Genomic DNA, 20,176 nt, shown 5'->3' on the forward strand with positions numbered 1-20,176 from the left:
TACATCGTAAGGGGTATTTTGGAGGTAATTTTTGATTTATTTCACAATAAGTTAGAAGGTTTTAATGTGTTTTATGGTTTTAAGTTTTTTAATTAATTTAACCCCCAAATAACCGGTGGTTTTTATTTGTTTAATTGATTTAAGGTGGGGAATCTGCAACGATCTTGCTTTATACCGTAACGTGTAAATAGAACATTTTAATTACAACTACAATGATAAATAAGTTTTGGTTAATGTCGGTGAGGGAAGGGGTGATGACAGAACAGAAAAATAAAACAAGGTTTCCTTTTTTTCGTCGCCTGGCATTTCCATTGCGTATCTTTCTGCTTATTTTGGTCGTTTCCGTTTTTATTATCGCCGCGCTAGCGCAATACTTTACCGCCAGCTTTGAGGATTATCTGGCAACGCATGTCCGAGATATGGCGATGAACCAGGCCAAAATCATCGCCTCTAACGACAGTATCATCACTGCGGTGAAACATCGCGATTACAAGCGTCTGGCGACCATTGCCGACAAACTGCAGAGCGGGACTGACTTTGACTATGTGGTTATCGGGGATACCCACTCTATCCGGCTTTATCATCCGAATCCGGAAAAAATTGGCTACCCGATGCAGTTCACCAAGCCTGGTGCGCTGGAAAAAGGGGAGAGTTATTTTATTACCGGCAAAGGGTCGATCGGGATGGCGATGCGCGCCAAAACCCCGATCTTTGACAACGATGGTAAAATCATTGGTGTGGTCTCCATTGGCTATCTAATCAGTAAAATCGACAGCTGGCGTTCGGACTTTTTACTCCCCATGGCAGGGGTGTTTATTCTGTTGTTGCTGGTACTGATGCTGCTCTCCTGGTTCTTTGCCGCCCATATTCGGCGGCAGATGTTGGGGATGGAGCCCAAACAAATCGCGCGGGTGGTGCGCCAACAGGAAGCGCTCTTCAGCTCGGTGTATGAAGGGTTGATTGCCGTGGATCCTGATGGATATATCACCGCAATAAACCGCAGCGCGAGGAAGATGCTGGGGTTGTCTTCACCTGGGCGAAAGTGGCTGGGAAAACCGGTTAGCGAGGTGGTTAAACCTGCAGACTTTTTTACCCAGCAGATTGCGGAAAAACGTCAGGACGCAATGGTGAACTTTAATGGCCTGAGCGTTATCGCCAACCGGGAGGCGATTCGCTCCGGCGATGAGCTGCTCGGCGCCATCATCAGTTTTCGTAGTAAAGATGAAATTGCTACCCTTAATGCGCAATTAACGCAAATCAAACAGTATGTAGAAAGCCTGAGAACGCTGCGCCATGAGCATCTGAACTGGATGTCGACCATTAATGGCCTGCTGCAAATGAAAGAATATGATCGGGTTCTGGCAATGGTGCAGGGGGAATCCCAGGCGCAGCAGCAGCTGATTGACAGCCTGCGCGGTGCGTTTGCCGATCGCCAGGTCGCTGGTCTCTTATTTGGCAAGGTGCAGCGCGCGCGGGAGCTGGGCCTTACTATGATCATCGTTCCTGGCAGCCAGTTGCATCAACTCCCCGAGGGGCTGGATAGCACAGAGTTTGCAGCAATTGTTGGCAATCTGCTTGATAATGCATTTGAAGCGAGTTTGCGCACCCAGCAAGGCAACAAGGTCGTCGAACTCTATTTGAGTGATGAAGGGGATGACGTCGTCATCGAAGTTGCCGATCAGGGATGCGGTGTGCCGGACGCGCTACGTGAAAAAATATTTGAGCAGGGTGTGAGCACCCGTACCGATGAACCCGGTGAACATGGCATCGGTTTGTATCTGATTGCAAGTTATGTGAGGCGCTGTGATGGGGTGATTACGCTCGAAGATAACTCCCCTTGCGGTACCTTATTTTCTTTATTTCTTCCGAAAGTGAAAAAAAATAATGACGGAACCATTAACGCTGTTGATCGTTGAGGATGAAACGCTACTGGCGGAAATGCATGCTGAATATATCCGCCATATACCCGGATTTAGCCAGATATGGCTGGCGGGTAATCTTGCACAGGCAAGGATGATGATTGAGCGTTTTAAACCCGGTCTGATACTGCTCGATAACTACTTGCCGGACGGCAAGGGAATTACGTTGTTGCATGAGCTGACTCAGGCGCGCTATCCGGGCGGCATCGTGTTTACCACGGCTGCCAGCGATATGGAAACGGTCTCCGAGGCTGTGCGCAGCGGCGCGTTTGATTACCTGGTCAAACCCATAGCCTACGAGCGCCTGGGGCAGACGCTGACGCGCTATCAACAGCGCAGACGCATGCTGGCCGGTAATGACAGCGCCAGTCAAAAACAGATTGACGAAATGTTTAATGCCTATGCCCGTGGCGAGCCGAAAGGTGATTTGCCGACCGGGATTGATGCGTTAACCCTGAATGCGGTGTTGAAGTTATTTGCCGATCCGACGGTACAGCACACAGCGGAAACGATCGCTCAGGCTCTCACCATCAGCCGTACCACCTCCAGGCGCTACCTCGAGTACTGTGCCAGCCGTCATTTGATTATTGCGGAAATTATTCACGGTAAAGTAGGCAGACCGCAGCGTATTTATCACGGCGGTTAATACACGTCATCCTTTAAGCTGCCACTTTGTTGGCGGCGTGAAGAAACCCCAGTCACATAGTTATCTATGCTCCTGGGGATGTCTTCACTTGCCGCCTCAATGCAGCTTAAATGATTTTGTGTATCACGGTCAGATAATGAAAGTTATCGTCAACCGCCAATCAGAGCAGACGTAGCGGGTACCATCACTTCAGTGGCGATAATCACCACCAGCAGTCCAACCAGAACCGGAACCGAGGTACGTTTAACTACTTCGAACGGAGATATTTTTGCCATACCTGCGACAGCGACAACCACGCCGGAGACCGGGGAGATGGTGCGTCCAAGATTTGATGCCTGCAACATCGGGATAGCAAGATATGCTGGGTTAATGCCAGAAGAGTGAGCCAGTTTAGGGATCATCTCAACGAAGGCATAGAACGGTGCGTTACCGGAACCTGTGGTCATTGCCGCCAGCATGGTCAGGATAACCAGCACCAGCATCAGAATAATACTCGCTGAGCCAAACGAGGTGGCGATAGAAATCAGGCTCTGAATAAAGCCGATAGTGCTCAAGCCCTGGGCAAATACACCCGCCGCGACGAGCAGCATCACTACGTTAGCAAAGGCGTCCGCCATGCCCCGGTAAGCGACTTCCAGACCTGAAAACACCTTCTGGGTGTTGAATCCGCGCACAAATTCCAGAACAGCAGCGATGAGCATGCACAGCACCAGAATTGTGATGATGTGCAGTTGTGGACCCCATTTACCATCAAAAATCAGCACGCCAACGATCGGTGTAAACGGCAGGATGGCATAAAACGACGGAGCGGTAGTGGTGATTTCTGCCACGTCTAACATTTCGTGAGAAATGTGCTCTTTTTTATCCAGGTAGCGCTGCCAGAAAAAGTGGGCAATCGCCATAGCAATGATGGCGGCAATGGAAATCGGCAAAGTGGTTTTAAACGCGAAATCGATGAGCGGCATTTCTGCGGCTTTTGCCGCTAGCACCACATCACCGGATGTCGGCGAAAGAATAATAGCAGCAGGAGAGGCACAAATAGCCGCTGCAGCGCCACGGCTGATTCCAACGTTAACCATGACCGGGAACAGCGTTGCCATCAGCAATACGCCCAGGCCGGTAGCTGACGAGACGGCCAGGGACATCAGACAGGCGACAAAATAGGCGGCAATCATAAGCAGATAAGGTGAATTGATGTACTGCAGCGGCTTAGAGGCAAGCTTAACTACCATATCGTTTGCACCAATATGCGTCATATAGGCAGCAAAACCACACAGCATCATAATCATCATGCCGAGATCGCCACCACGGCTCATCAGCAAAATTTTAATATATTCAACAATATCTGTTGCGGTATAGCCCGTCGTTGCCGCGCTGGACGGCAAAACTTTATGCCCCATCAGCGCACTGATAATCAGCAAAACCAGACCACCAACAAACAGTACGCCTGTGGCTGAATAACCTTTAATGATGTAGCGCGCCACACCCACAATAACCACAACCCCAATAAGGAGTTCAATAATTGTCAACATTGTTTCCCCTGTCGCATTGCTGCCCGGAAAGTAAAAAAACTAAAAAAAGTAAAAAGTGGTGACAGAATGTGCCTAATAAACTGATAACTCTTGCTGATTGAAATCAATAAAAATACGGATTAAAGCGATAGCTAAGTCGTTTTTTCAGCATCGCGGCAAACAAAAGAATCTCACAATAAAAAACTGTGATGCGCAGCACTGATGTGAGTGTTTTGTAGCTATATTGATTCCAATTTGTTAATTTATTGTGATTTTATTTAACTTTTTCCGGAGGGAAGAGCAATTTATTGGCAATAAAGAGAAAATAGTTCCTCTGAGATGGCTCAATATATAAAGGGATAATTATCTTAAAAATTATAGGCTGAGGATTATTCTGATTTTTTATTTGTGCGTTTTTGTTAAGCTAACATTAAGGTTGGGTTTGCTAAAATTAGTAATAAATCCCAGGATGGTAATTAAGTTGTGATTGTTGCTAAACGATATTTTCTCATTTTTTCATTTCTTTTTATTCAGTTAGCTTTCATTCCACAGGGAGCAGCTGATGATAAAGGCTGGTTTGCTACTTTTAAAGATAATGTCAGTGAAACCTGGCAGCAACCAGAACATTATGATCTGTATGTACCTGCTATTACCTGGCATGCGCGTTTTGCCTACGATAAAGAAAAAACGGATCGCTACAATGAACGTCCCTGGGGGGCTGGATTTGGTCAATCCCGTTGGGATGATAAAGGTAACTGGCACGGACTTTATATAATGGCCTTTAAGGATTCCTACAATAAATGGGAACCCATTGGCGGTTATGGCTGGGAAAAAACCTGGCGACCACTGGCTGATGAAAATTTTCATGCGGGCCTCGGTTTTACCGCCGGTTTCACTGCGCGCGATAACTGGAACTACATTCCGATCCCGGTGCTGTTACCGCTGGCATCAATTGGCTATGGTCCGGCAACGTTTCAGATGACCTACATTCCAGGAACGTATAACAACGGCAACGTCTACTTTGCCTGGATGCGTTTTCAGTTTTGATAGACTACCTGTTTTGTCAGGTGGTTTATTAAAAAACTTTTTAAAAACAGATATATAAGAGGTTTAACTGAAAAATAACGCGACATTTATCACTTTTTGATAAAGTTCGACTGGACAAAGTGCATCACAATTGTTGTACTGATACCCGACACAGCATTTGTGTCTATTTTTCATGTAAAGGTAATTTTGATGTCTAAGATTAAAGGTAACGTTAAGTGGTTTAATGAGTCCAAAGGATTCGGTTTCATTACTCCGGAAGATGGCAGCAAAGATGTGTTCGTACACTTCTCTGCAATCCAGACCAATGGTTTTAAAACTCTGGCTGAAGGTCAGCGTGTAGAGTTCGAAATCACTAACGGTGCCAAAGGCCCTTCTGCTGCAAACGTAATCGCTCTGTAAGCATACGACAGCAAGCATTCAAAACCCGCTTAATTGCGGGTTTTTTTCGCTCTAATGTGCGGGTGAGGCGGAAACCAGCCAGAATGCCAGGGCGGTCATCGCAAATGATCCCAACAGATTAACCAGTACATTCACCATAGCCCAACCTAAGCGTCCTTCCTGAAGTAAAAACACCACTTCGGCTGAAAAGGTGGAGAACGTTGTTAACCCACCGCAAAAGCCTGTGGTGATCAACACTTTCCACATAGGGTCAATGTTGGTCATGCGATTAAACCATGCCAGACCCATCCCAATGATAAACGCCCCAAGTAAGTTTGCCGCAAGCGTACCGAACGGAATAGCCTGATGCAGCGGGTTAAACCGCATACTCAACATCCATCTTGCTACGCTACCTGTACCACCGCCGATAAAAACCGCTAAAAGGAGTTGTAACACTACGTAATCCTGCTATTTGATTGTATAGAGAGTGAGTTTAACGCTGAATAATCATTGTTGGCGAGCTTAACAAAGATTTCTGGAGGGAATATGTTTGTTGCAGCAGGGCAATTTGCCGTAGGACCTTCATGGAAAAAGAATGCAGAAACCTGTGCCTTACTGATGTCTCAGGCGTCAGGTGAGGGGGCGTCGCTGCTGGTATTACCGGAGGCTTTGCTGGCACGCGACGATTCTGACCCTGATCTGTCCGTGAAATCAGCCCAGTTGTTGGAAGGTGGGTTTATGACGCGTTTATTGCGTGAAAGCGCGCAAAATGAGATGACGACAATCCTGACCATTCATGTCCCCTCTGTTCCAGGGCGGGCATTTAACATGCTGGTGGCGCTACGTGCAGGCCGGGTCGTGGCCCATTACGCGAAATTACATCTCTACGATGCCTTTTCGATTCAGGAGTCACGTAATGTGGATGCTGGGGACACCATCGCGCCGCTGCTGGACGTTGGCGGATTAAAGGTAGGGTTAATGACCTGTTATGACCTGCGCTTCCCTGAGCTGGCCTTGGCGCACGCATTGCAGGGGGCAGAGATCCTCGTTTTGCCCGCGGCCTGGGTGCGAGGAGCGCTTAAAGAGCATCACTGGGCTACGCTTTTGGCGGCAAGAGCGTTAGATGCGACTTGCTACCTGATTGCGGCTGGAGAGTGTGGTAACAAGAATATTGGTCAAAGCCGGGTTATCGATCCCTTTGGTGTAACCATTGCCGCCGCGGCAGAAACGCCCGCACTCATTATCGCCGAGGTTTCTGCCGAGCGGGTGAGACAAGTCAGGGCACAACTTCCGGTGTTAAGTAACCGGCGTTTTGCGCCACCGCAATTATTATGACGTTTTTTTAAACAAGGCTTGATTCACCTTGTTACAGATTGCTATTGTGTGCGCGCGTCGAAAGGCCGTTAATATTCTCAGGTTAATATGGCGCTTTATGCAGCCTGGTTTAAGTCAAGAAGGTATCTATGGGTGAGATTAGTATTACCAAACTGCTGGTGGTTGCCGCACTGGTTGTTCTGCTGTTTGGTACCAAGAAGTTACGTACGCTGGGTGGAGACCTGGGGACGGCAATCAAGGGCTTCAAGAAAGCTATGAACGATGATAATGCTGATGCCAAGAAAGAGGCTGATGGTAGCGTTCAGGCTGAGAAGCTTTCTCATAAAGAGTAATGTCAGGAGCATGATGCTCATACTGCATACTCTGCATGAAAAAAAACCGGCAATTTGCCGGTTTTTTATTGGTGATATGTAAGTGAGTATTACACGATTACTTCACTTCCAGCCCTTTGGCCTGCATGTCAGCATGGTATGAAGAGCGAACGAATGGGCCGCAAGCTGCATGGGTAAAGCCCATGGCCATGGCCTCTGCTTTCATCTCATCAAACTCATCCGGGCTTACATAGCGTTGAACCGGCAGGTGGTGACGGCTTGGCTGTAAATATTGCCCCAGCGTCAGCATGGTCACGCCATGATTACGCAGGTCACGCATAACCTCAATGATTTCAGCATTGGTTTCACCCAGACCCACCATCAGACCTGATTTCGTCGGAATCTCAGGGTGTGCTTCTTTGAAACGTTCCAGAAGCTTCAGCGACCAGTTGTAATCTGCGCCAGGACGTACATTGCGATAAATACGCGGTACGTTTTCGAGGTTGTGGTTAAACACGTCCGGCGGTGTGGCTGTGAGGATATCCAACGCACGATCCATACGACCACGGAAGTCAGGCACCAGCGTTTCGATTTTAATTGACGGGCTCTTCTCACGAATAGCAGTGATGCAGTCAGCAAAGTGTTGAGCACCGCCGTCACGTAGATCGTCACGGTCAACGGAGGTAATGACCACATAGCGCAGCGCCATGTCAGCAATCGTCTGAGCCAGTTTTAACGGCTCGTTGGCATCAGGGGCAACCGGGCGGCCATGGGCAACGTCACAGAATGGGCAACGGCGGGTACAGATTGCGCCGAGGATCATAAAGGTTGCGGTTCCGTGATTGAAACATTCCGCCAGGTTAGGGCAGGACGCTTCTTCGCAGACAGAGTGCAGGCCATTTTTGCGCATTGCTGCTTTGATGCCCTGGATGCGGGTGGAGTCCGCTGGCAGTTTTATTTTCATCCATTCCGGTTTACGCAGCAGGGCTTCACGCTCTGTTGCCACATTTTTTACCGGGATAAGAGCCATCTTATCGGCATCGCGGTATTTAACACCGCGTTCCATCACAATGGGTTTACTCATAGCTTGCGTGTTCCAGTTGCGAATTACGAAGGAAAGCGTTTCAATTCAAGGGAATGTTGCATTTATCAACTATTTTTGAATTAGTGATACGCAGTATATCATTGAAACGGGCCAGAAAGCAGCCTGACAGGCTGGCAAAATGTAAAATAGTTGTTGTTTTGTGCCATTTGCCACAACATTTGCCGTGGCAAAGTATGACCGAATTTTAGTCTGCAACGTACTCGTGCGGTGGGTTACCCAACAGCGCTAAGATGTTGGCCAGCAGTAGGGGGCGAACGCTCTCGGTCGTGGCTGCGCTATCCCACTGCGATACTTTCGCCATCTCCATCCCGGCGTAACCACAAGGATTGATACGCAAGAAAGGCGACAAATCCATATCTACGTTGAGCGCTAAGCCGTGAAACGAACATCCTCTACGAATACGTAATCCCAAAGAGCAGATCTTCTTCTCCCCGACGTATACGCCAGGCGCATCGGCTCGCGGGTGGGCATCAATACCGATTTCCGCAAGCGTATTCACAACGGTTTGCTCCAGCAGCGTTACCAGTTCGCGAACGCCAAGTTTACGACGTTTCAGGTTCAACAGCACATACATGACCTGCTGGCCTGGCCCGTGGTAGGTCACCTGACCACCACGATCGCTCTGGATCACCGGAATATCTCCTGGCATCAATACGTGTTCTGCTTTACCTGCCTGGCCCTGGGTAAAGACAGGATAATGCTCTACCAGCCAGATTTCGTCATGGCTGTTTTCATCGCGGGTATCGGTGAATTCGTGCATGGCCAGAGAGACTGGCTCGTAGGATTGCAGACCGAGCTGGCGGACAAGAATTTTATCCTGATACAAAACGGCATCTCCGTAGATACTCACATAGAGTAGAGAATGTTAAAGAGGGGAAAGTATATCACAGGGAGGGAGGGGTTACCCGGGCGGGGATGCGCGGGTAACCGACAGGTTTTTACAGCACCATGCGTACGATATCGATATTACCTAACTCTTCGTACAGCGTTTCAACCTGCTCAATGTGCGTAGCGGTAATAGTGATTGAGACCGAGTGGTAATTGCCTTTGCTGCTCGGTTTTACCGTCGGAGAGTAATCACCTGGCGCATGGCGCTGTACCACTTCAACCACCTGATCAACCAGCTCAGGCAACGCCTGCCCCATTACTTTGTAAGTAAATGGAGTAGGGAATTCAAGCAGTTCGTTAAGTTTGGTTTTCATGTCAGCTCCGGCGTTACATCAATAAATAATAACTCCCACGGCGTGTGGGAGTTATCTGGATACCTAGTATATGGGGACGTAAATCACACTTTCAAGTGTTCGATTTTTAGCCAAACCAGTGATGGAACATTAATTTAATGTAATCAATGATTTTCCCAAAGAAGTTGCCTTCAGGGATTTCCTGCAGGACTACCAGCGGGCGCTGCTCAATGGTTTTACCATCCAACTGGAAGTTGATGGTGCCGACCACCTGGTTTTTCTGCAGCGGTGCGTGCAGTTCCGTAGTGTTCAGCACATAGCTTGCTTTCAAATCTTTCATGCGGCCGCGCGGAATCGTCAGGTACACGTCTTTATCGACGCCTAACGATGCACGATCGGTATTACCAAACCAGGCTGGTTCTGAAGCAAACTCTTTACCCACTTTCAGCGGATTCACTGTTTCGAAGAAACGGAAGCCCCAGGTCAGCAGTTTTTTACTTTCAGTTTCACGGCCTTTATAGGTGCGCCCCCCCATAACGGCGGAGATCAGACGCATCTGGCCTTCGGTTGCGGATGCAACGAGGTTATAGCCAGCTTTGTCGGTGTGACCGGTTTTGATACCGTCGACATTCAGGCTGTTATCCCACAGCAAGCCGTTGCGGTTTAACTGACGAATGCCGTTAAAGGTGAACTCTTTTTCTTTATAGATAGAGTATTCGTTAGGCACGTCGCGAATCAGCGCCTGGCCAATCATTGCCATATCGCGGGCCGAGCTGTACTGACCGTCAGCATCGAGACCATGAACAGTCTGGAAGTGGGTATTTTTCAGGCCCAGCGCGTTCACATAGCTGTTCATCAGACCAACGAAAGCATCCTGGCTACCGGCCGCGAAGTCCGCCATCGCCACGCACGCATCGTTCCCTGATTGCAGGTTAATACCACGGATCAACTGAGAAACAGGAACCTGCATACCAGGTTTGAGGAACATCAGCGATGAACCTTTAAACACCGGGTTACCTGTAGCCCATGCGTCATTGCCGACGGTGACCAGATCGGTTTCTTTAAATTTCCCGGCTTTCATTGCCTGGCCGATGACGTAGCTGGTCATCATTTTGGTCAGACTGGCGGGGTCACGGCGAGTGTCCGCATTCTGTTCTGCGAGAACTTTACCTGAATTGTAATCAATCAGGATATACGACTCCGCATCGATCTGCGGAACACCCGGGATCATGGTTTTAATATTCAGGTCATCGGCATGGGCAGCAGAGAGAGAAGCTGCGCAGAGAGCCGCGGTGAGCGCCATACGCTGCACGAAACGAGCGGAAAAAGTGGTCTTCATGGTCAGAACTACGACGTCCGTGATGAAATTAAAAAAAGAGCCCTACTATAGCAAATACATAACTGGCAGGCATCTGACTTTCCGCGTGACTTTGTTAATGTCATTTACAGAAATTGACAATTCAGATGCCTGATTGAAGTTATTACACGCCAGTGATGAAGGACTGTAATTGCGCTTCGGATTGAAGACGCTGCTGCAATGTGGAGGCTTCAGTTTTGCTGGCGAAAGGCCCCATCTGGATACGCCAGACTGCACCGTTTTGCACCACTCGCCCTGGGACGCCAAACTGCTGACTTAAGCGTTTTTGGTACTGTTGCGCACGAGCTTGATCGCTCACCGCACCAACCTGAACCACGTAACGTCCGTTAGCCGTTGCTGCCGGAGCAGGAGCTGCGACGGTTGCTGGTGTTGTTGCCGGTGTGGTTGGTGTTACCGGTGTGGTGGTTGCCGGTTGCGGTGCAGGAGTAGGTTCGCTGCCTTCCAGCACGCCTGCCGCGAGCGTAGTCGGCGCACCGAGGAATCCACCGCTGTTTACTGGCGCGCCGGTTGGATCATCGCTTTTCAGCGTGGAATTGCTGATCGGACGAATATCGCCCTGCGGCTGACCTGCATCCGATGGAGAAGGCATGCTTCCCATGTTGCCGCCACCGCTTAAATCAGGACGCGAAGGCAGGGCATACGTTTGTTTCGCGACGGTGGTACAGGCCATACCCGGCCCGGACAATGAACCATCCTGGGCGACGATGATCGGGTCGATACGCACTTTGGTATTGTTGGAGGTGTTCAGACGATCGGCGGCGGCACGCGAAAGTGAAATTACACGATCGTTGCCATAAGGACCGCGATCGTTAATGCGTACGACGATCATTCTGCCGTTTGCCAGGTTAGTAATTCTGGCATAGCTTGGAACGGGCAGCGTCGGATGCGCAGCGGTCAGCTGCATCGGGTCGAACGTTTCACCAGAGGCCGTCAGGTTGCTTCCTGGCTCCGCATCATAAATAGCGGCAAGCCCGGCCTGGCTAAAGCGAGAGGGATCCTGGACTATTTTGTAACTCTTACCATCTCGTTGGTAATCCTGATTCGCCGTTGGGTTCAGGGGTTCAAAGCGCGGATCGGCCCCGCTGATTTCAACAATCGGACCATTACACACCGCAGGCTGCGGGGCGACAGCAACCTGTTGCTGACCATCATCATTCGAACACGCCGCGAGCATTCCTGCTGCGATGCAGATACCAAGCCACTGCTTACGCATTGCGTACCCCTTACACGCTTTTCGACAACATTTTTCTATGGGTGTGGATCGACATAACAATCCCGAACCCGGCCATCAGCACGATAAGTGCTGAGCCTCCGTAACTGACCAGTGGGAGTGGAACGCCAACCACGGGCAGAATACCGCTCACCATACCAATATTTACGAAGACATAAACGAATAATATCAACATTAAGCCACCCGCCATGACGCGGCCAAAGGTGGTTTGCGCGCGAGCAGCGATCCATAACCCGCGCATAATCAGCAAAATGTACAGCGTCAGCAGAATCAAAATGCCCACCAAACCCAGCTCTTCTGCTAACACCGCGAAGATAAAGTCGGTGTGACGCTCGGGTAAAAACTCAAGCTGCGACTGCGTGCCGTGCAGCCAGCCCTTGCCGCGCAGCCCGCCGGAGCCAATAGCAATTTTTGACTGAATGATGTGATAACCCGCGCCCAGCGGATCGGTTTCCGGATCGAGCAACATCATGACGCGCTGACGCTGGTAATCATGCATCAGGAAGAACCACAGTATCGGGATAAACGCCGCAACCAGAACCACCGCAACACCGATTAAGCGCCAGCTCAAGCCGGAAAGGAACAGGACAAACAGACCGGAAAGGGCAACCAGAATAGAGGTGCCGAGGTCAGGTTGTGCAGCAACCAGCAGCGTCGGCATGAAAATCAATACCAGCGCGATGGCGGTATTCTTCAACGACGGTGGACAGACGTCACGGTTGATAAAGCGCGCGACCATCAGTGGGACGGCAATTTTAGCGATTTCTGAGGGCTGAAAACGCACAATACCCAAATCCAGCCAGCGCTGCGCGCCTTTGGAAATGGCGCCGAAGGCGTCTACCGCGACTAACAGAATAATGCAAAAGATATAGAGATAAGGCGCCCAGCCTTCATAAACCCGGGGCGGAATTTGCGCCATTACCACCATGATGACCAGACCCATTGCGATCTGGCCGACTTTGCGCTCCATCATGCCAATATCCTGGCCGCTGGCGCTCCAGATGACTAACGAACTGTAGACCAGCAGTGCCAGTAAGATAAGCAACATTGTGGGATCGATGTGAATTTTGTCCCAAAATGTTTTTTTGTTCGGATTATCCGTCACGATTATTGGTCCTCAGCTGCTGCAACCGCGGGGTTTTCTGCTGGCAGATTGGTGTTGTTGTCGCCCAACATAATGTGGTCAAGGATTTGGCGCATAATGGTGCCTACCGCCGGACCTGCTCCGCCGTTTTCAAGGATCATGGCGACAGCGACCTGGGGTTTATCATAGGGTGCGAAGGCCGTCATCAGCTTGTGGTCACGTAAACGCTCGGCGATCTTATGCGCGTTATAGGTTTCATTCGCTTTCAGGCCAAAGACCTGTGCGGTACCGGATTTCGCCGCAATTTTGTAAGGTGCGCCAGCAAAATACTTGTGTGCAGTCCCGTTCGGGCGGTTCGCTACGCCGTACATACCATCTTTCGCGATTTCCCAGTAACCAGAATGAATATCGCCAACGGGCGGTTCTTGTGGCTGTACCCACGGTACCTGTTTGCCGTTTTCTGCCGTGCTCATCAACAGATGTGGGACTTTTATCAAACCGTCGTTGATAAGGATCATCAGCGCTTTACTCATCTGGATTGGGGTTGCTGTCCAGTAACCCTGACCGATGCCGACCGGAATGGTATCACCCTGGTACCATGGCTTTTTAAACCGTTTTTGCTTCCACTCGCGGGTTGGCATATTACCGGAGCGTTCTTCAGCAAGATCGATGCCGGTATATTTGCCGTAGCCAAATTTACTCATCCACTCTGAAAGTCGGTCAATCCCCATATCATAGGCGATTTGATAGAAAAACGTATCCGCGGACTCTTCCAGAGAGCGGGTGATGTTCAGATGACCATGCCCCCATTTTTTCCAGTCTCGGTAACGTTTCTCAGAGCCAGGTAGCTGCCACCAGCCCGGATCGAACAGGCTGGTATTACGGGTGATAACGCCTGCACTTAACGCAGAAACCGCAACGTAAGGTTTAACCGTTGACGCTGGAGGGTAAACGCCCTGCGTGGCGCGGTTAACCAATGGTGTGTTCGGGTCATTGAGCAACGCGGAGTAATCTTTGCTGGAGATGCCATCCACAAACAGGTTCGGGTCATAGCTTGGCATGGACACTAGCGCCAGTACACCACCGGTACGTGGGTCGGTAACCACCACGGCAGCGCGACTGCCTGCCAGCAACGTTTCAATGTACTGCTGAAGTTTCAAATCAAGGGTAAGATAGATATCATGCCCGGCCTGCGGCGCCACTTCTTTAAGCTGGCGAATGACGCGGCCACGGTTGTTCACTTCAACCTCTTCATAGCCGGTCTGACCGTGAAGCACGTCCTCGTAATAACGTTCAATACCCAGCTTGCCGATGTCGTGCGTCGCCGCGTAGTTGGCCAGCTTGCCGTCTTTGTCCAGGCGATCCACGTCTTTATCGTTGATCTTCGATACGTAGCCGATCACGTGAGTCAGTGCTGAGCCGTATGGGTAATAGCGGCGTTTATAGCCTTTAACTTCGACGCCCGGAAAACGATACTGATTAACGGCAAACCGTGCTACCTGAACTTCAGTCAGGTTGGTTTTTACCGGGATAGAGGTGAAGCGATGTGAACGGGCGCGCTCTTTTTTAAAGGCGGCAATGTCGTCGTCCGTTAGATCGACGACGCTACGTAGCGCGTCGAGCGTATCCTGAATGTTGTCGACCTTTTCCGGCATCATTTCTATTTGATAGATGGTGCGGTTAAGGGCGAGCGGAATTCCGTTGCGGTCATAAATGATGCCGCGGCTGGGGGCGATAGGCACCAGTTTGATGCGGTTCTCGTTCGAGCGAGTCTGGTAATCAGTAAAGCGAACGATTTGCAGATTATAAAGGTTGGCGATTAGCACGCCGGTGAGCAGCAAAATCCCCAAAAAAGCGACCAGCGCCCGGCGCACAAACAGCGCGGACTCAGCCGAATAGTCGCGAAAAGAATTCTGTAGTTTCATCCGCTGCTTAATCTACTCAAGAATCAATGATCACTCACGGTGATAAGGATGGTTGGTGGTAATGCTCCACGCCCTGTACAGACTCTCCGCGACCAGAACCCGAACAAGAGGGTGAGGGAGGGTTAACGCAGAGAGTGACCAGCTTTGTTCCGCTGCCGCTTTACAGGCCGGTGAGAGGCCTTCCGGCCCGCCAATCAGCAGGCTGACATCACGACCGTCCAGTTTCCAGCGCTCCAGTTCGGTCGCCAGTTGCGGCGTATCCCAGGGTTTTCCCGGGATATCAAGGGTGACGATGCGGTTTTTGCCTGCGGCGGCCAGCATCTGCTCACCCTCTTTGTCGAGAATGCGTTTAATGTCCGCGTTCTTGCCGCGTTTTCCTGCCGGGATTTCGATCAGCTCAAAGGGCATATCTTTCGGAAACCGACGCAGATACTCGGTAAATCCGGTTTGCACCCAGTCAGGCATTTTCGTACCGACAGCGACAAGTTGCAGCTTCACGCATTAACTCCAGAGTTTTTCCAGTTCATACAGGCGACGACTCTCTTCCTGCATTACGTGGACAATCACATCGCCGAGGTCAACGACGATCCAGTCAGCGGCATTCTCGCCTTCTACGCCGAGCGGCATCAGGCCAGCAGAGCGGGACTCCTGAACAACGTGGTCTGCAATAGACATAACGTGACGGCTGGAAGTACCGGTGCAGATAATCATGCAATCAGTAATGCTGGATTTGCCCTGAACGTCTAAGGCGATGATGTCTTGACCCTTCAGGTCATCAATTTTGTCGATTACAAAATCCTGGAGTGCTTTACCCTGCAAGTGTTCCCCCTGGGTGAAAAAGAGTTAAAAACGTCTGTTAGTATACCTGAACCAGAGGCGATATCGGGACAAATGTCTCCGAAAGCGCTTGTGAAGTGCGCTATCATCCCACCCCACGCCACAGAATGCATCGCCATTTTTGTAAAACAATTTTTGCAAAGCTCTGAAGGGCAGGGAAAGTCAGGTTGCGGAGAATAACAGCCTGTCATGGGGTGTCAATGGGAGAGAGGCCCTTCAACAGAAAAAACAGCGCTTTCACTCGCCTTCACGCCATACGGCCCGGCTATTGAGTACTTTCAGAACCGCAAAATCGTCACAAAAATCAATGGCGCTCCAGCAGCCTTGTTCGACGCGGAAATGCCACATTGCTGCGGCTGGCATGGAAAGCAGGCGGGCTATCAACACACTCAACACGCCCTGATGACTGACTACCAGCAGGTTTTGGCTCGCTTTATATTCAGTAAGTTGGGTAATAAAGCGTTCCACTCGCTGGGAAAACACCTGAAAACCTTCGCCATTGGTGGGCGTCGCATTCTGCCAGTCGTTACACCACACGGCGTAATTTTCGGCATCTTCGTGCGCCAGATCGCGATGGTGGCGCATTTCCCAGTCGCCAAAAAACATCTCATTGAGCTCAGGCATATTACGCACGGGAATCTCGCGATCGCCTAAGATCAACTGCGTTGTATGGCGGGCGCGCTCCAGCTCGCTGCACAGAACGTTATCGACAGGGACATTGCGTAATAGTGTACTCAGCGTTTGCGCCTGAGCTATTCCCCTTTCTGTTAGCGGTGTGGGGGCGTGTCCGCTATATAAACCCGCGACATTGGCTTCTGTTTCGCCATGACGCACTAACCAGAGTCTCATGTTTCCCTCGTAAGGCTATTCGCGCAAAATATGATGTTTGCCCTGATTACACAGAGATTTTTCACTAAAATACCCTTTTTTATGTGGAGCGGCACGATGTCTTTATTCAAGAGCGCGCATGGCGGTAATACCCGAGAAGCCGCCGAACTGTTGGGCATCTCGCCTGAGCAATTGCTGGATTTTAGCGTGAATATTAATCCACTGGGTATGCCAGCAGGTTTAAAACGCGCAATTATCGACAATATGGACTGCGCGGAGCGTTACCCGGATGTCGATTACGCGCAGCTGCATGCAGCGCTGGCGGAGCATCATCAGATTCCGGCCTCGTGGATCCTTGCGGGAAACGGTGAGACCGAGTCTATTTTTACCCTGGTAGATGGCCTGAAGCCACGTCATGCGATGATCGTGACCCCCGGGTTTGCGGAATATCGTCGGGCGCTGCAATGGGGAGACTGTACGATCCATGAATTTGCGCTGCGCGAAGACGATGGCTGGCAGCTTACCGATGCGATCATCGATGCGTTAACCTCAGAGCTGGACTGCCTGTTTCTCTGCACGCCCAACAACCCCACCGGGTTACTACCGGATAACCGCCTGCTACGTGAGATTGCCGCACGTTGTAAATGGCTTGGGATCAATCTTATCCTGGATGAAGCGTTCATCGATTTTATAGCCGGGGAACCGGGGTTTATTCCGCTGCTGCATGAGAACCCGCATATTTGGGTGCTACGCTCTCTCACCAAGTTTTATGCGATACCGGGGCTGCGTCTGGGATATCTGGTCAACAGTAACGAGCAGGCCGTTGCACAAATGCGCAGCCGACAAATGCCATGGTCAATTAATGCGTTTGCTGCTCTGGCCGGCGAGATTATTTTATGCGACAGCGCTTATCAGCAGGCGACGTGGAAATGGCTGGAACAAGAGGGAGCGCGGTTTGAGCAACAGCTACAAAACCTGCCTGGCCTGACGGTGTATCCCGGCCAGGCAAATTATCGTTTATTACGCTGCGATCGCGCGGATATTGATTTGCAACGGACGTTGCTGGAACAGCATGTCTTGATTCGCAGTTGTGCCAATTACCCTGGGTTGGACGCGCGTTATTATCGGGTTGCTGTTCGCAGTCAGGAAGAAAATGACCGCCTGCTGGCGGCATTAAACAACACGCTTAGCGGTACAACCCCTGCTGATTGATATAGTCAAGCACTGCGCCTGGCATCAGGTCGTCGCACGGCTCGCCTTTTTCCAGGCGCTCGCGAATGAGCGTGGCGGAGATGTTGAACCACGGCGTTTCGGCCAGGTAAATTTTCCCGCAAGGCAGGTTGTGCAGGTCATCCGGAGAATGAGTCAGATGATCCTCCAGCCATTGCTGGTGCTTTTCCTGCACCATTTCGAGCGGATAACCCGGACGTCGGCACACGATGAGATGGGTATTGCCCAGAATCGTGTGGTAGTCGTGCCAGGAAGGGAAGGTCAGCAGCGAATCCTGACCAATGATAAACGCTAACGGCACGTTCGGGCCTTGCTCTTCGCGCCACTCTTTTAGCGTTTGCGCGGTGTAGGAGGCGGTATCGCGTTTCAGTTCGCGTTCATCCAGGGAGAACAGCGGTTTATCAGCAATGGCCAGTTCAACCATGCGCTTACGTTGCTCACTGGATGCTTCAGGCTGTGCGCGATGTGGTGGGACGTTATTGGGCATGATGATGACCCGGGAAAGGCCAATCAGATTCGCCAGAATTTCAACCGGTTTAAGATGACCATAATGCACCGGATCAAAGGTGCCGCCGAACAGAGCCTGCAATGATTTCATATCAACCATCAATAAAAACATCGGCCAGTGATTTATGGCAGAGCAAAAGGGAAAGTCCCTCAAGTTCAGCCCACACTGACTGACCATAGTCTTGTTTAAGCGTAATTTCTGTACGCGTTAACAGCGTTACTGCCTGACGTAGCTGTGCCGGGTTCAGCCGGTTTAGTGCATCACCCATCATGCCCCGGCGATTTTGCCACACCCGGTGTTTATCAAACAACGTGCGCAAGGGGGTATTCGCCGACTGCCGTTTTAGGTTGACCAGCAACAGCAATTCACGCTGTATCGTACGCAGCAAAATAACCGGCTCACTGCCTTCCAGACGTAGCTGTTGCAGAATGTGCAGCGCGCGTTTGCTTTTGCCCATCAGCAGCGCATCCACCCAGTGGAACGGGGTAAAGTGCGCGGCATCGTTAACGGCTTTCTCCACGCGAGGTAGCGTTAGTTTGCCGTCAGGCCAAAGCAATGCTAACCGTTCCAGCGCTTGCGCCAGTGCTAACAGGTTGCCTTCATAGCAATAGCACAATAGCTGATTGGCTGCGTCATCCAGTTGCAGGTTGTTAAGTTTTGCCCTCGCGGCGACCCAACGCGGGAGCTGCGACTGCTCTGGCGTCTGACAGCTTACCTGAACCGCGTTATTCGCCAGTCCGGTACACCACGCGGCGTTCTCCTGCGCTTTGGTGAGTTTGTTGCCGCGAACAATCAGCAGCAGATCGTCATGTAACAGCGTGACGAGCGAAGCGAGTTGTTCGTTAATGGCAGCGTTAGGCCCATTTTCAGGCAGTTGCAGAAGTAGCGTTTGGCGGCTGGCAAACAGGCTCATCGCCTGGCAGAGCGAAAAAATCTCTCCCCAGTCGGTGCTGTTGTCCAGAGTGAAAGCGTGATGTTCTTCGAATCCTTGCGTTGCGGCAGCCTGACGGATGGCGTCCTGACTTTCCTGCAATAAAAGGGGATCGTTACCTAAGAGTAAATACGCCGCGCGCAGCCCTTCATTGAGCTGTGCGCGGAGTTGTTCAGGGTACAACTTGAGCATCAGTTACCCAGCGTGGTGGAAACACGCGCCGGAGATGACGCCGGCGTCGCGGCTTTATTTACCGCCGGTTCAGCATCAGCATTGGATGACTGAGTATCGGCCAGATGTACGCTTGGCAGCTTACGAATCAACTGTTCAGCCGCTTTGTCATACATCTCTTTGATGATCATGTCCTGCTCGTTATCTTTCGCCAGTGCAGCCTGCGGGTTGTCAAAGAACGAACGATAAACTTTGGCGCTGATTGGGTATATATCATGACCAGGAATCAGCACAGTAGCACTTACGGACAACACCATCTGGTATTCAGCCGTTTGACCGTTCTGGAATACCGACGCCGTATCCTGTGAAATGCTGACCGCGCCAAGACGTAAGGATGTTACGTCTTTACGCATTGTACCGTCTTCAAGCAGCGTCACACCGTTCAGACGCAGCTGGTTACGGACTGCACGGCTTAACGGGCCGTTCGGATCGCCAGAGTTCAGGATCATGGTTTTCATTGAGGGTGGAACCTGCGTAGTGCTACGCAGATGCCAGCCACACCCGGCGGTGACCAGCACCGCCAGAGATAACAACAATGTTGTCAGAAATCGCACGCTTCC

Annotated in this window: 22 protein-coding genes; 7 read left to right on the plus strand and 15 right to left on the minus strand. The window is 50.7% G+C overall.

What is annotated here, in order from left to right:
• Nucleotides 1–254 precede the first annotated feature (254 nt).
• Both dpiB and dpiA read left to right on the plus strand, forming a co-directional pair.
• Nucleotides 255–1,916, plus strand: coding sequence for a sensor histidine kinase DpiB (gene dpiB, locus On2M_RS10810; protein ID WP_187252822.1), 1,662 nt, complete (start codon nt 255–257; stop codon nt 1,914–1,916).
• Nucleotides 1,885–2,565, plus strand: coding sequence for a two-component response regulator DpiA (dpiA, locus tag On2M_RS10815; RefSeq protein WP_151218747.1), 681 nt, complete (start codon nt 1,885–1,887; stop codon nt 2,563–2,565). Before dpiB ends, dpiA begins: the two co-directional genes overlap by 32 nt.
• A gap of 149 nt (nt 2,566–2,714) precedes the next feature.
• Here dpiA and dcuC read toward each other — a convergent pair whose 3' ends face one another.
• Nucleotides 2,715–4,097: an anaerobic C4-dicarboxylate transporter DcuC gene (gene dcuC / locus On2M_RS10820; RefSeq protein WP_151218748.1), complete on the minus strand. Its 1,383-nt coding sequence runs from the start codon at nt 4,095–4,097 to the stop codon at nt 2,715–2,717.
• Nucleotides 4,098–4,559: 462 nt separating this feature from the next.
• Here dcuC and pagP point away from each other — a divergent pair, with 462 nt between their 5' ends.
• Both pagP and cspE read left to right on the plus strand, forming a co-directional pair.
• Complete coding sequence (gene pagP, locus On2M_RS10825; protein WP_151218749.1) at nt 4,560–5,123, plus strand: lipid IV(A) palmitoyltransferase PagP; 564 nt, start codon at nt 4,560–4,562, stop codon at nt 5,121–5,123.
• A 189-nt stretch (nt 5,124–5,312) separates the two neighbouring features.
• Nucleotides 5,313–5,522 (plus strand): transcription antiterminator/RNA stability regulator CspE, encoded by a 210-nt coding sequence (cspE, locus tag On2M_RS10830; RefSeq protein WP_000034825.1) that lies wholly within the window; start codon nt 5,313–5,315, stop codon nt 5,520–5,522.
• A 51-nt stretch (nt 5,523–5,573) separates the two neighbouring features.
• Here cspE and crcB read toward each other — a convergent pair whose 3' ends face one another.
• The gene (gene crcB / locus On2M_RS10835; RefSeq protein WP_151224920.1) at nt 5,574–5,957 is read right to left on the minus strand and encodes a fluoride efflux transporter CrcB; all 384 of its coding nucleotides are present in this window, start codon (nt 5,955–5,957) and stop codon (nt 5,574–5,576) included.
• A gap of 90 nt (nt 5,958–6,047) precedes the next feature.
• Here crcB and On2M_RS10840 point away from each other — a divergent pair, with 90 nt between their 5' ends.
• Nucleotides 6,048–6,836, plus strand: a complete 789-nt coding sequence (locus On2M_RS10840; RefSeq protein ID WP_151218751.1) for a deaminated glutathione amidase — start codon at nt 6,048–6,050, stop codon at nt 6,834–6,836.
• 128 nt (nt 6,837–6,964) lie between these two features.
• On the plus strand, nt 6,965–7,168 hold the full coding sequence (gene tatE / locus On2M_RS10845; protein ID WP_016152230.1) for a twin-arginine translocase subunit TatE: 204 nt from the start codon (nt 6,965–6,967) through the stop codon (nt 7,166–7,168).
• A 97-nt stretch (nt 7,169–7,265) separates the two neighbouring features.
• Here tatE and lipA read toward each other — a convergent pair whose 3' ends face one another.
• The 10 genes from lipA to On2M_RS10895 form a co-directional block, all read right to left on the minus strand.
• The gene (gene lipA / locus On2M_RS10850; RefSeq protein ID WP_151218752.1) at nt 7,266–8,231 is read right to left on the minus strand and encodes a lipoyl synthase; all 966 of its coding nucleotides are present in this window, start codon (nt 8,229–8,231) and stop codon (nt 7,266–7,268) included.
• 205 nt (nt 8,232–8,436) lie between these two features.
• Complete coding sequence (gene lipB, locus On2M_RS10855; RefSeq protein WP_151218753.1) at nt 8,437–9,078, minus strand: lipoyl(octanoyl) transferase LipB; 642 nt, start codon at nt 9,076–9,078, stop codon at nt 8,437–8,439.
• A 112-nt stretch (nt 9,079–9,190) separates the two neighbouring features.
• Complete coding sequence (ybeD, locus tag On2M_RS10860; RefSeq protein WP_003022706.1) at nt 9,191–9,454, minus strand: DUF493 family protein YbeD; 264 nt, start codon at nt 9,452–9,454, stop codon at nt 9,191–9,193.
• A gap of 106 nt (nt 9,455–9,560) precedes the next feature.
• Nucleotides 9,561–10,772 carry a D-alanyl-D-alanine carboxypeptidase DacA gene (gene dacA / locus On2M_RS10865; RefSeq protein WP_003022711.1) on the minus strand — a complete coding sequence of 404 codons (1,212 nt, stop codon included), beginning with the start codon at nt 10,770–10,772 and terminating at the stop codon, nt 9,561–9,563.
• A gap of 142 nt (nt 10,773–10,914) precedes the next feature.
• On the minus strand, nt 10,915–12,024 hold the full coding sequence (gene rlpA / locus On2M_RS10870; RefSeq protein ID WP_210904816.1) for an endolytic peptidoglycan transglycosylase RlpA: 1,110 nt from the start codon (nt 12,022–12,024) through the stop codon (nt 10,915–10,917).
• Nucleotides 12,025–12,034: 10 nt separating this feature from the next.
• Nucleotides 12,035–13,147, minus strand: coding sequence for a peptidoglycan glycosyltransferase MrdB (gene mrdB, locus On2M_RS10875; protein WP_006685529.1), 1,113 nt, complete (start codon nt 13,145–13,147; stop codon nt 12,035–12,037).
• Nucleotides 13,148–13,149: 2 nt separating this feature from the next.
• Nucleotides 13,150–15,051 carry a peptidoglycan DD-transpeptidase MrdA gene (gene mrdA, locus On2M_RS10880; RefSeq protein ID WP_187252818.1) on the minus strand — a complete coding sequence of 634 codons (1,902 nt, stop codon included), beginning with the start codon at nt 15,049–15,051 and terminating at the stop codon, nt 13,150–13,152.
• A gap of 30 nt (nt 15,052–15,081) precedes the next feature.
• The gene (rlmH, locus tag On2M_RS10885) at nt 15,082–15,549 is read right to left on the minus strand and encodes a 23S rRNA (pseudouridine(1915)-N(3))-methyltransferase RlmH (RefSeq protein ID WP_003022725.1); all 468 of its coding nucleotides are present in this window, start codon (nt 15,547–15,549) and stop codon (nt 15,082–15,084) included.
• Nucleotides 15,550–15,552: 3 nt separating this feature from the next.
• Entirely contained in the window at nt 15,553–15,870 is a 318-nt protein-coding gene (rsfS, locus tag On2M_RS10890; RefSeq protein WP_210904817.1) for a ribosome silencing factor, read from the minus strand.
• Between the two features lie 255 nt (nt 15,871–16,125).
• On the minus strand, nt 16,126–16,737 hold the full coding sequence (locus tag On2M_RS10895; RefSeq protein WP_151218755.1) for an adenosylcobalamin/alpha-ribazole phosphatase: 612 nt from the start codon (nt 16,735–16,737) through the stop codon (nt 16,126–16,128).
• A 96-nt stretch (nt 16,738–16,833) separates the two neighbouring features.
• On the opposite strand from On2M_RS10895, the gene cobD reads away from it, so the two are divergent.
• Nucleotides 16,834–17,928 carry a threonine-phosphate decarboxylase CobD gene (cobD, locus tag On2M_RS10900; protein ID WP_210904818.1) on the plus strand — a complete coding sequence of 365 codons (1,095 nt, stop codon included), beginning with the start codon at nt 16,834–16,836 and terminating at the stop codon, nt 17,926–17,928.
• Here cobD and nadD read toward each other — a convergent pair.
• The 3 genes from nadD to lptE are packed head-to-tail and all read right to left on the minus strand — an operon-like array spanning nt 17,903 to nt 20,170.
• Entirely contained in the window at nt 17,903–18,544 is a 642-nt protein-coding gene (gene nadD / locus On2M_RS10905; RefSeq protein WP_151218757.1) for a nicotinate-nucleotide adenylyltransferase, read from the minus strand. The two genes, cobD and nadD, sit on opposite strands and share 26 nt — an antisense overlap.
• A gap of 1 nt (nt 18,545) precedes the next feature.
• Nucleotides 18,546–19,577, minus strand: a complete 1,032-nt coding sequence (gene holA, locus On2M_RS10910) for a DNA polymerase III subunit delta (RefSeq protein WP_187252816.1) — start codon at nt 19,575–19,577, stop codon at nt 18,546–18,548.
• Entirely contained in the window at nt 19,577–20,170 is a 594-nt protein-coding gene (gene lptE / locus On2M_RS10915) for an LPS assembly lipoprotein LptE (RefSeq protein WP_151218759.1), read from the minus strand. Before lptE ends, holA begins: the two co-directional genes overlap by 1 nt.
• Nucleotides 20,171–20,176 lie beyond the last annotated feature (6 nt).

The sequence above is a fragment of the Citrobacter sp. On2M genome (assembly GCF_018035235.1).
GTDB lineage: Bacteria > Pseudomonadota > Gammaproteobacteria > Enterobacterales > Enterobacteriaceae > Citrobacter > Citrobacter meridianamericanus.

What these genes read in the sequence shown, in the direction of transcription:
- ybeD (WP_003022706.1), bottom strand. Translation starts at nt 9,454, where the DNA reads ATGAAAACCAAACTTAACGAACTGCTTGAATTCCCTACTCCATTTACT.
- dcuC (WP_151218748.1), bottom strand. Translation starts at nt 4,097, where the DNA reads ATGTTGACAATTATTGAACTCCTTATTGGGGTTGTGGTTATTGTGGGT.
- dpiA (WP_151218747.1), top strand. Translation starts at nt 1,885, where the DNA reads ATGACGGAACCATTAACGCTGTTGATCGTTGAGGATGAAACGCTACTG.
- lipA (WP_151218752.1), bottom strand. Translation starts at nt 8,231, where the DNA reads ATGAGTAAACCCATTGTGATGGAACGCGGTGTTAAATACCGCGATGCC.
- On2M_RS10895 (WP_151218755.1), bottom strand. Translation starts at nt 16,737, where the DNA reads ATGAGACTCTGGTTAGTGCGTCATGGCGAAACAGAAGCCAATGTCGCG.
- holA (WP_187252816.1), bottom strand. Translation starts at nt 19,577, where the DNA reads ATGCTCAAGTTGTACCCTGAACAACTCCGCGCACAGCTCAATGAAGGG.
- cspE (WP_000034825.1), top strand. Translation starts at nt 5,313, where the DNA reads ATGTCTAAGATTAAAGGTAACGTTAAGTGGTTTAATGAGTCCAAAGGA.
- mrdA (WP_187252818.1), bottom strand. Translation starts at nt 15,051, where the DNA reads ATGAAACTACAGAATTCTTTTCGCGACTATTCGGCTGAGTCCGCGCTG.
- dpiB (WP_187252822.1), top strand. Translation starts at nt 255, where the DNA reads ATGACAGAACAGAAAAATAAAACAAGGTTTCCTTTTTTTCGTCGCCTG.
- nadD (WP_151218757.1), bottom strand. Translation starts at nt 18,544, where the DNA reads ATGAAATCATTGCAGGCTCTGTTCGGCGGCACCTTTGATCCGGTGCAT.
- On2M_RS10840 (WP_151218751.1), top strand. Translation starts at nt 6,048, where the DNA reads ATGTTTGTTGCAGCAGGGCAATTTGCCGTAGGACCTTCATGGAAAAAG.
- rlpA (WP_210904816.1), bottom strand. Translation starts at nt 12,024, where the DNA reads ATGCGTAAGCAGTGGCTTGGTATCTGCATCGCAGCAGGAATGCTCGCG.
- tatE (WP_016152230.1), top strand. Translation starts at nt 6,965, where the DNA reads ATGGGTGAGATTAGTATTACCAAACTGCTGGTGGTTGCCGCACTGGTT.
- dacA (WP_003022711.1), bottom strand. Translation starts at nt 10,772, where the DNA reads ATGAAGACCACTTTTTCCGCTCGTTTCGTGCAGCGTATGGCGCTCACC.
- cobD (WP_210904818.1), top strand. Translation starts at nt 16,834, where the DNA reads ATGTCTTTATTCAAGAGCGCGCATGGCGGTAATACCCGAGAAGCCGCC.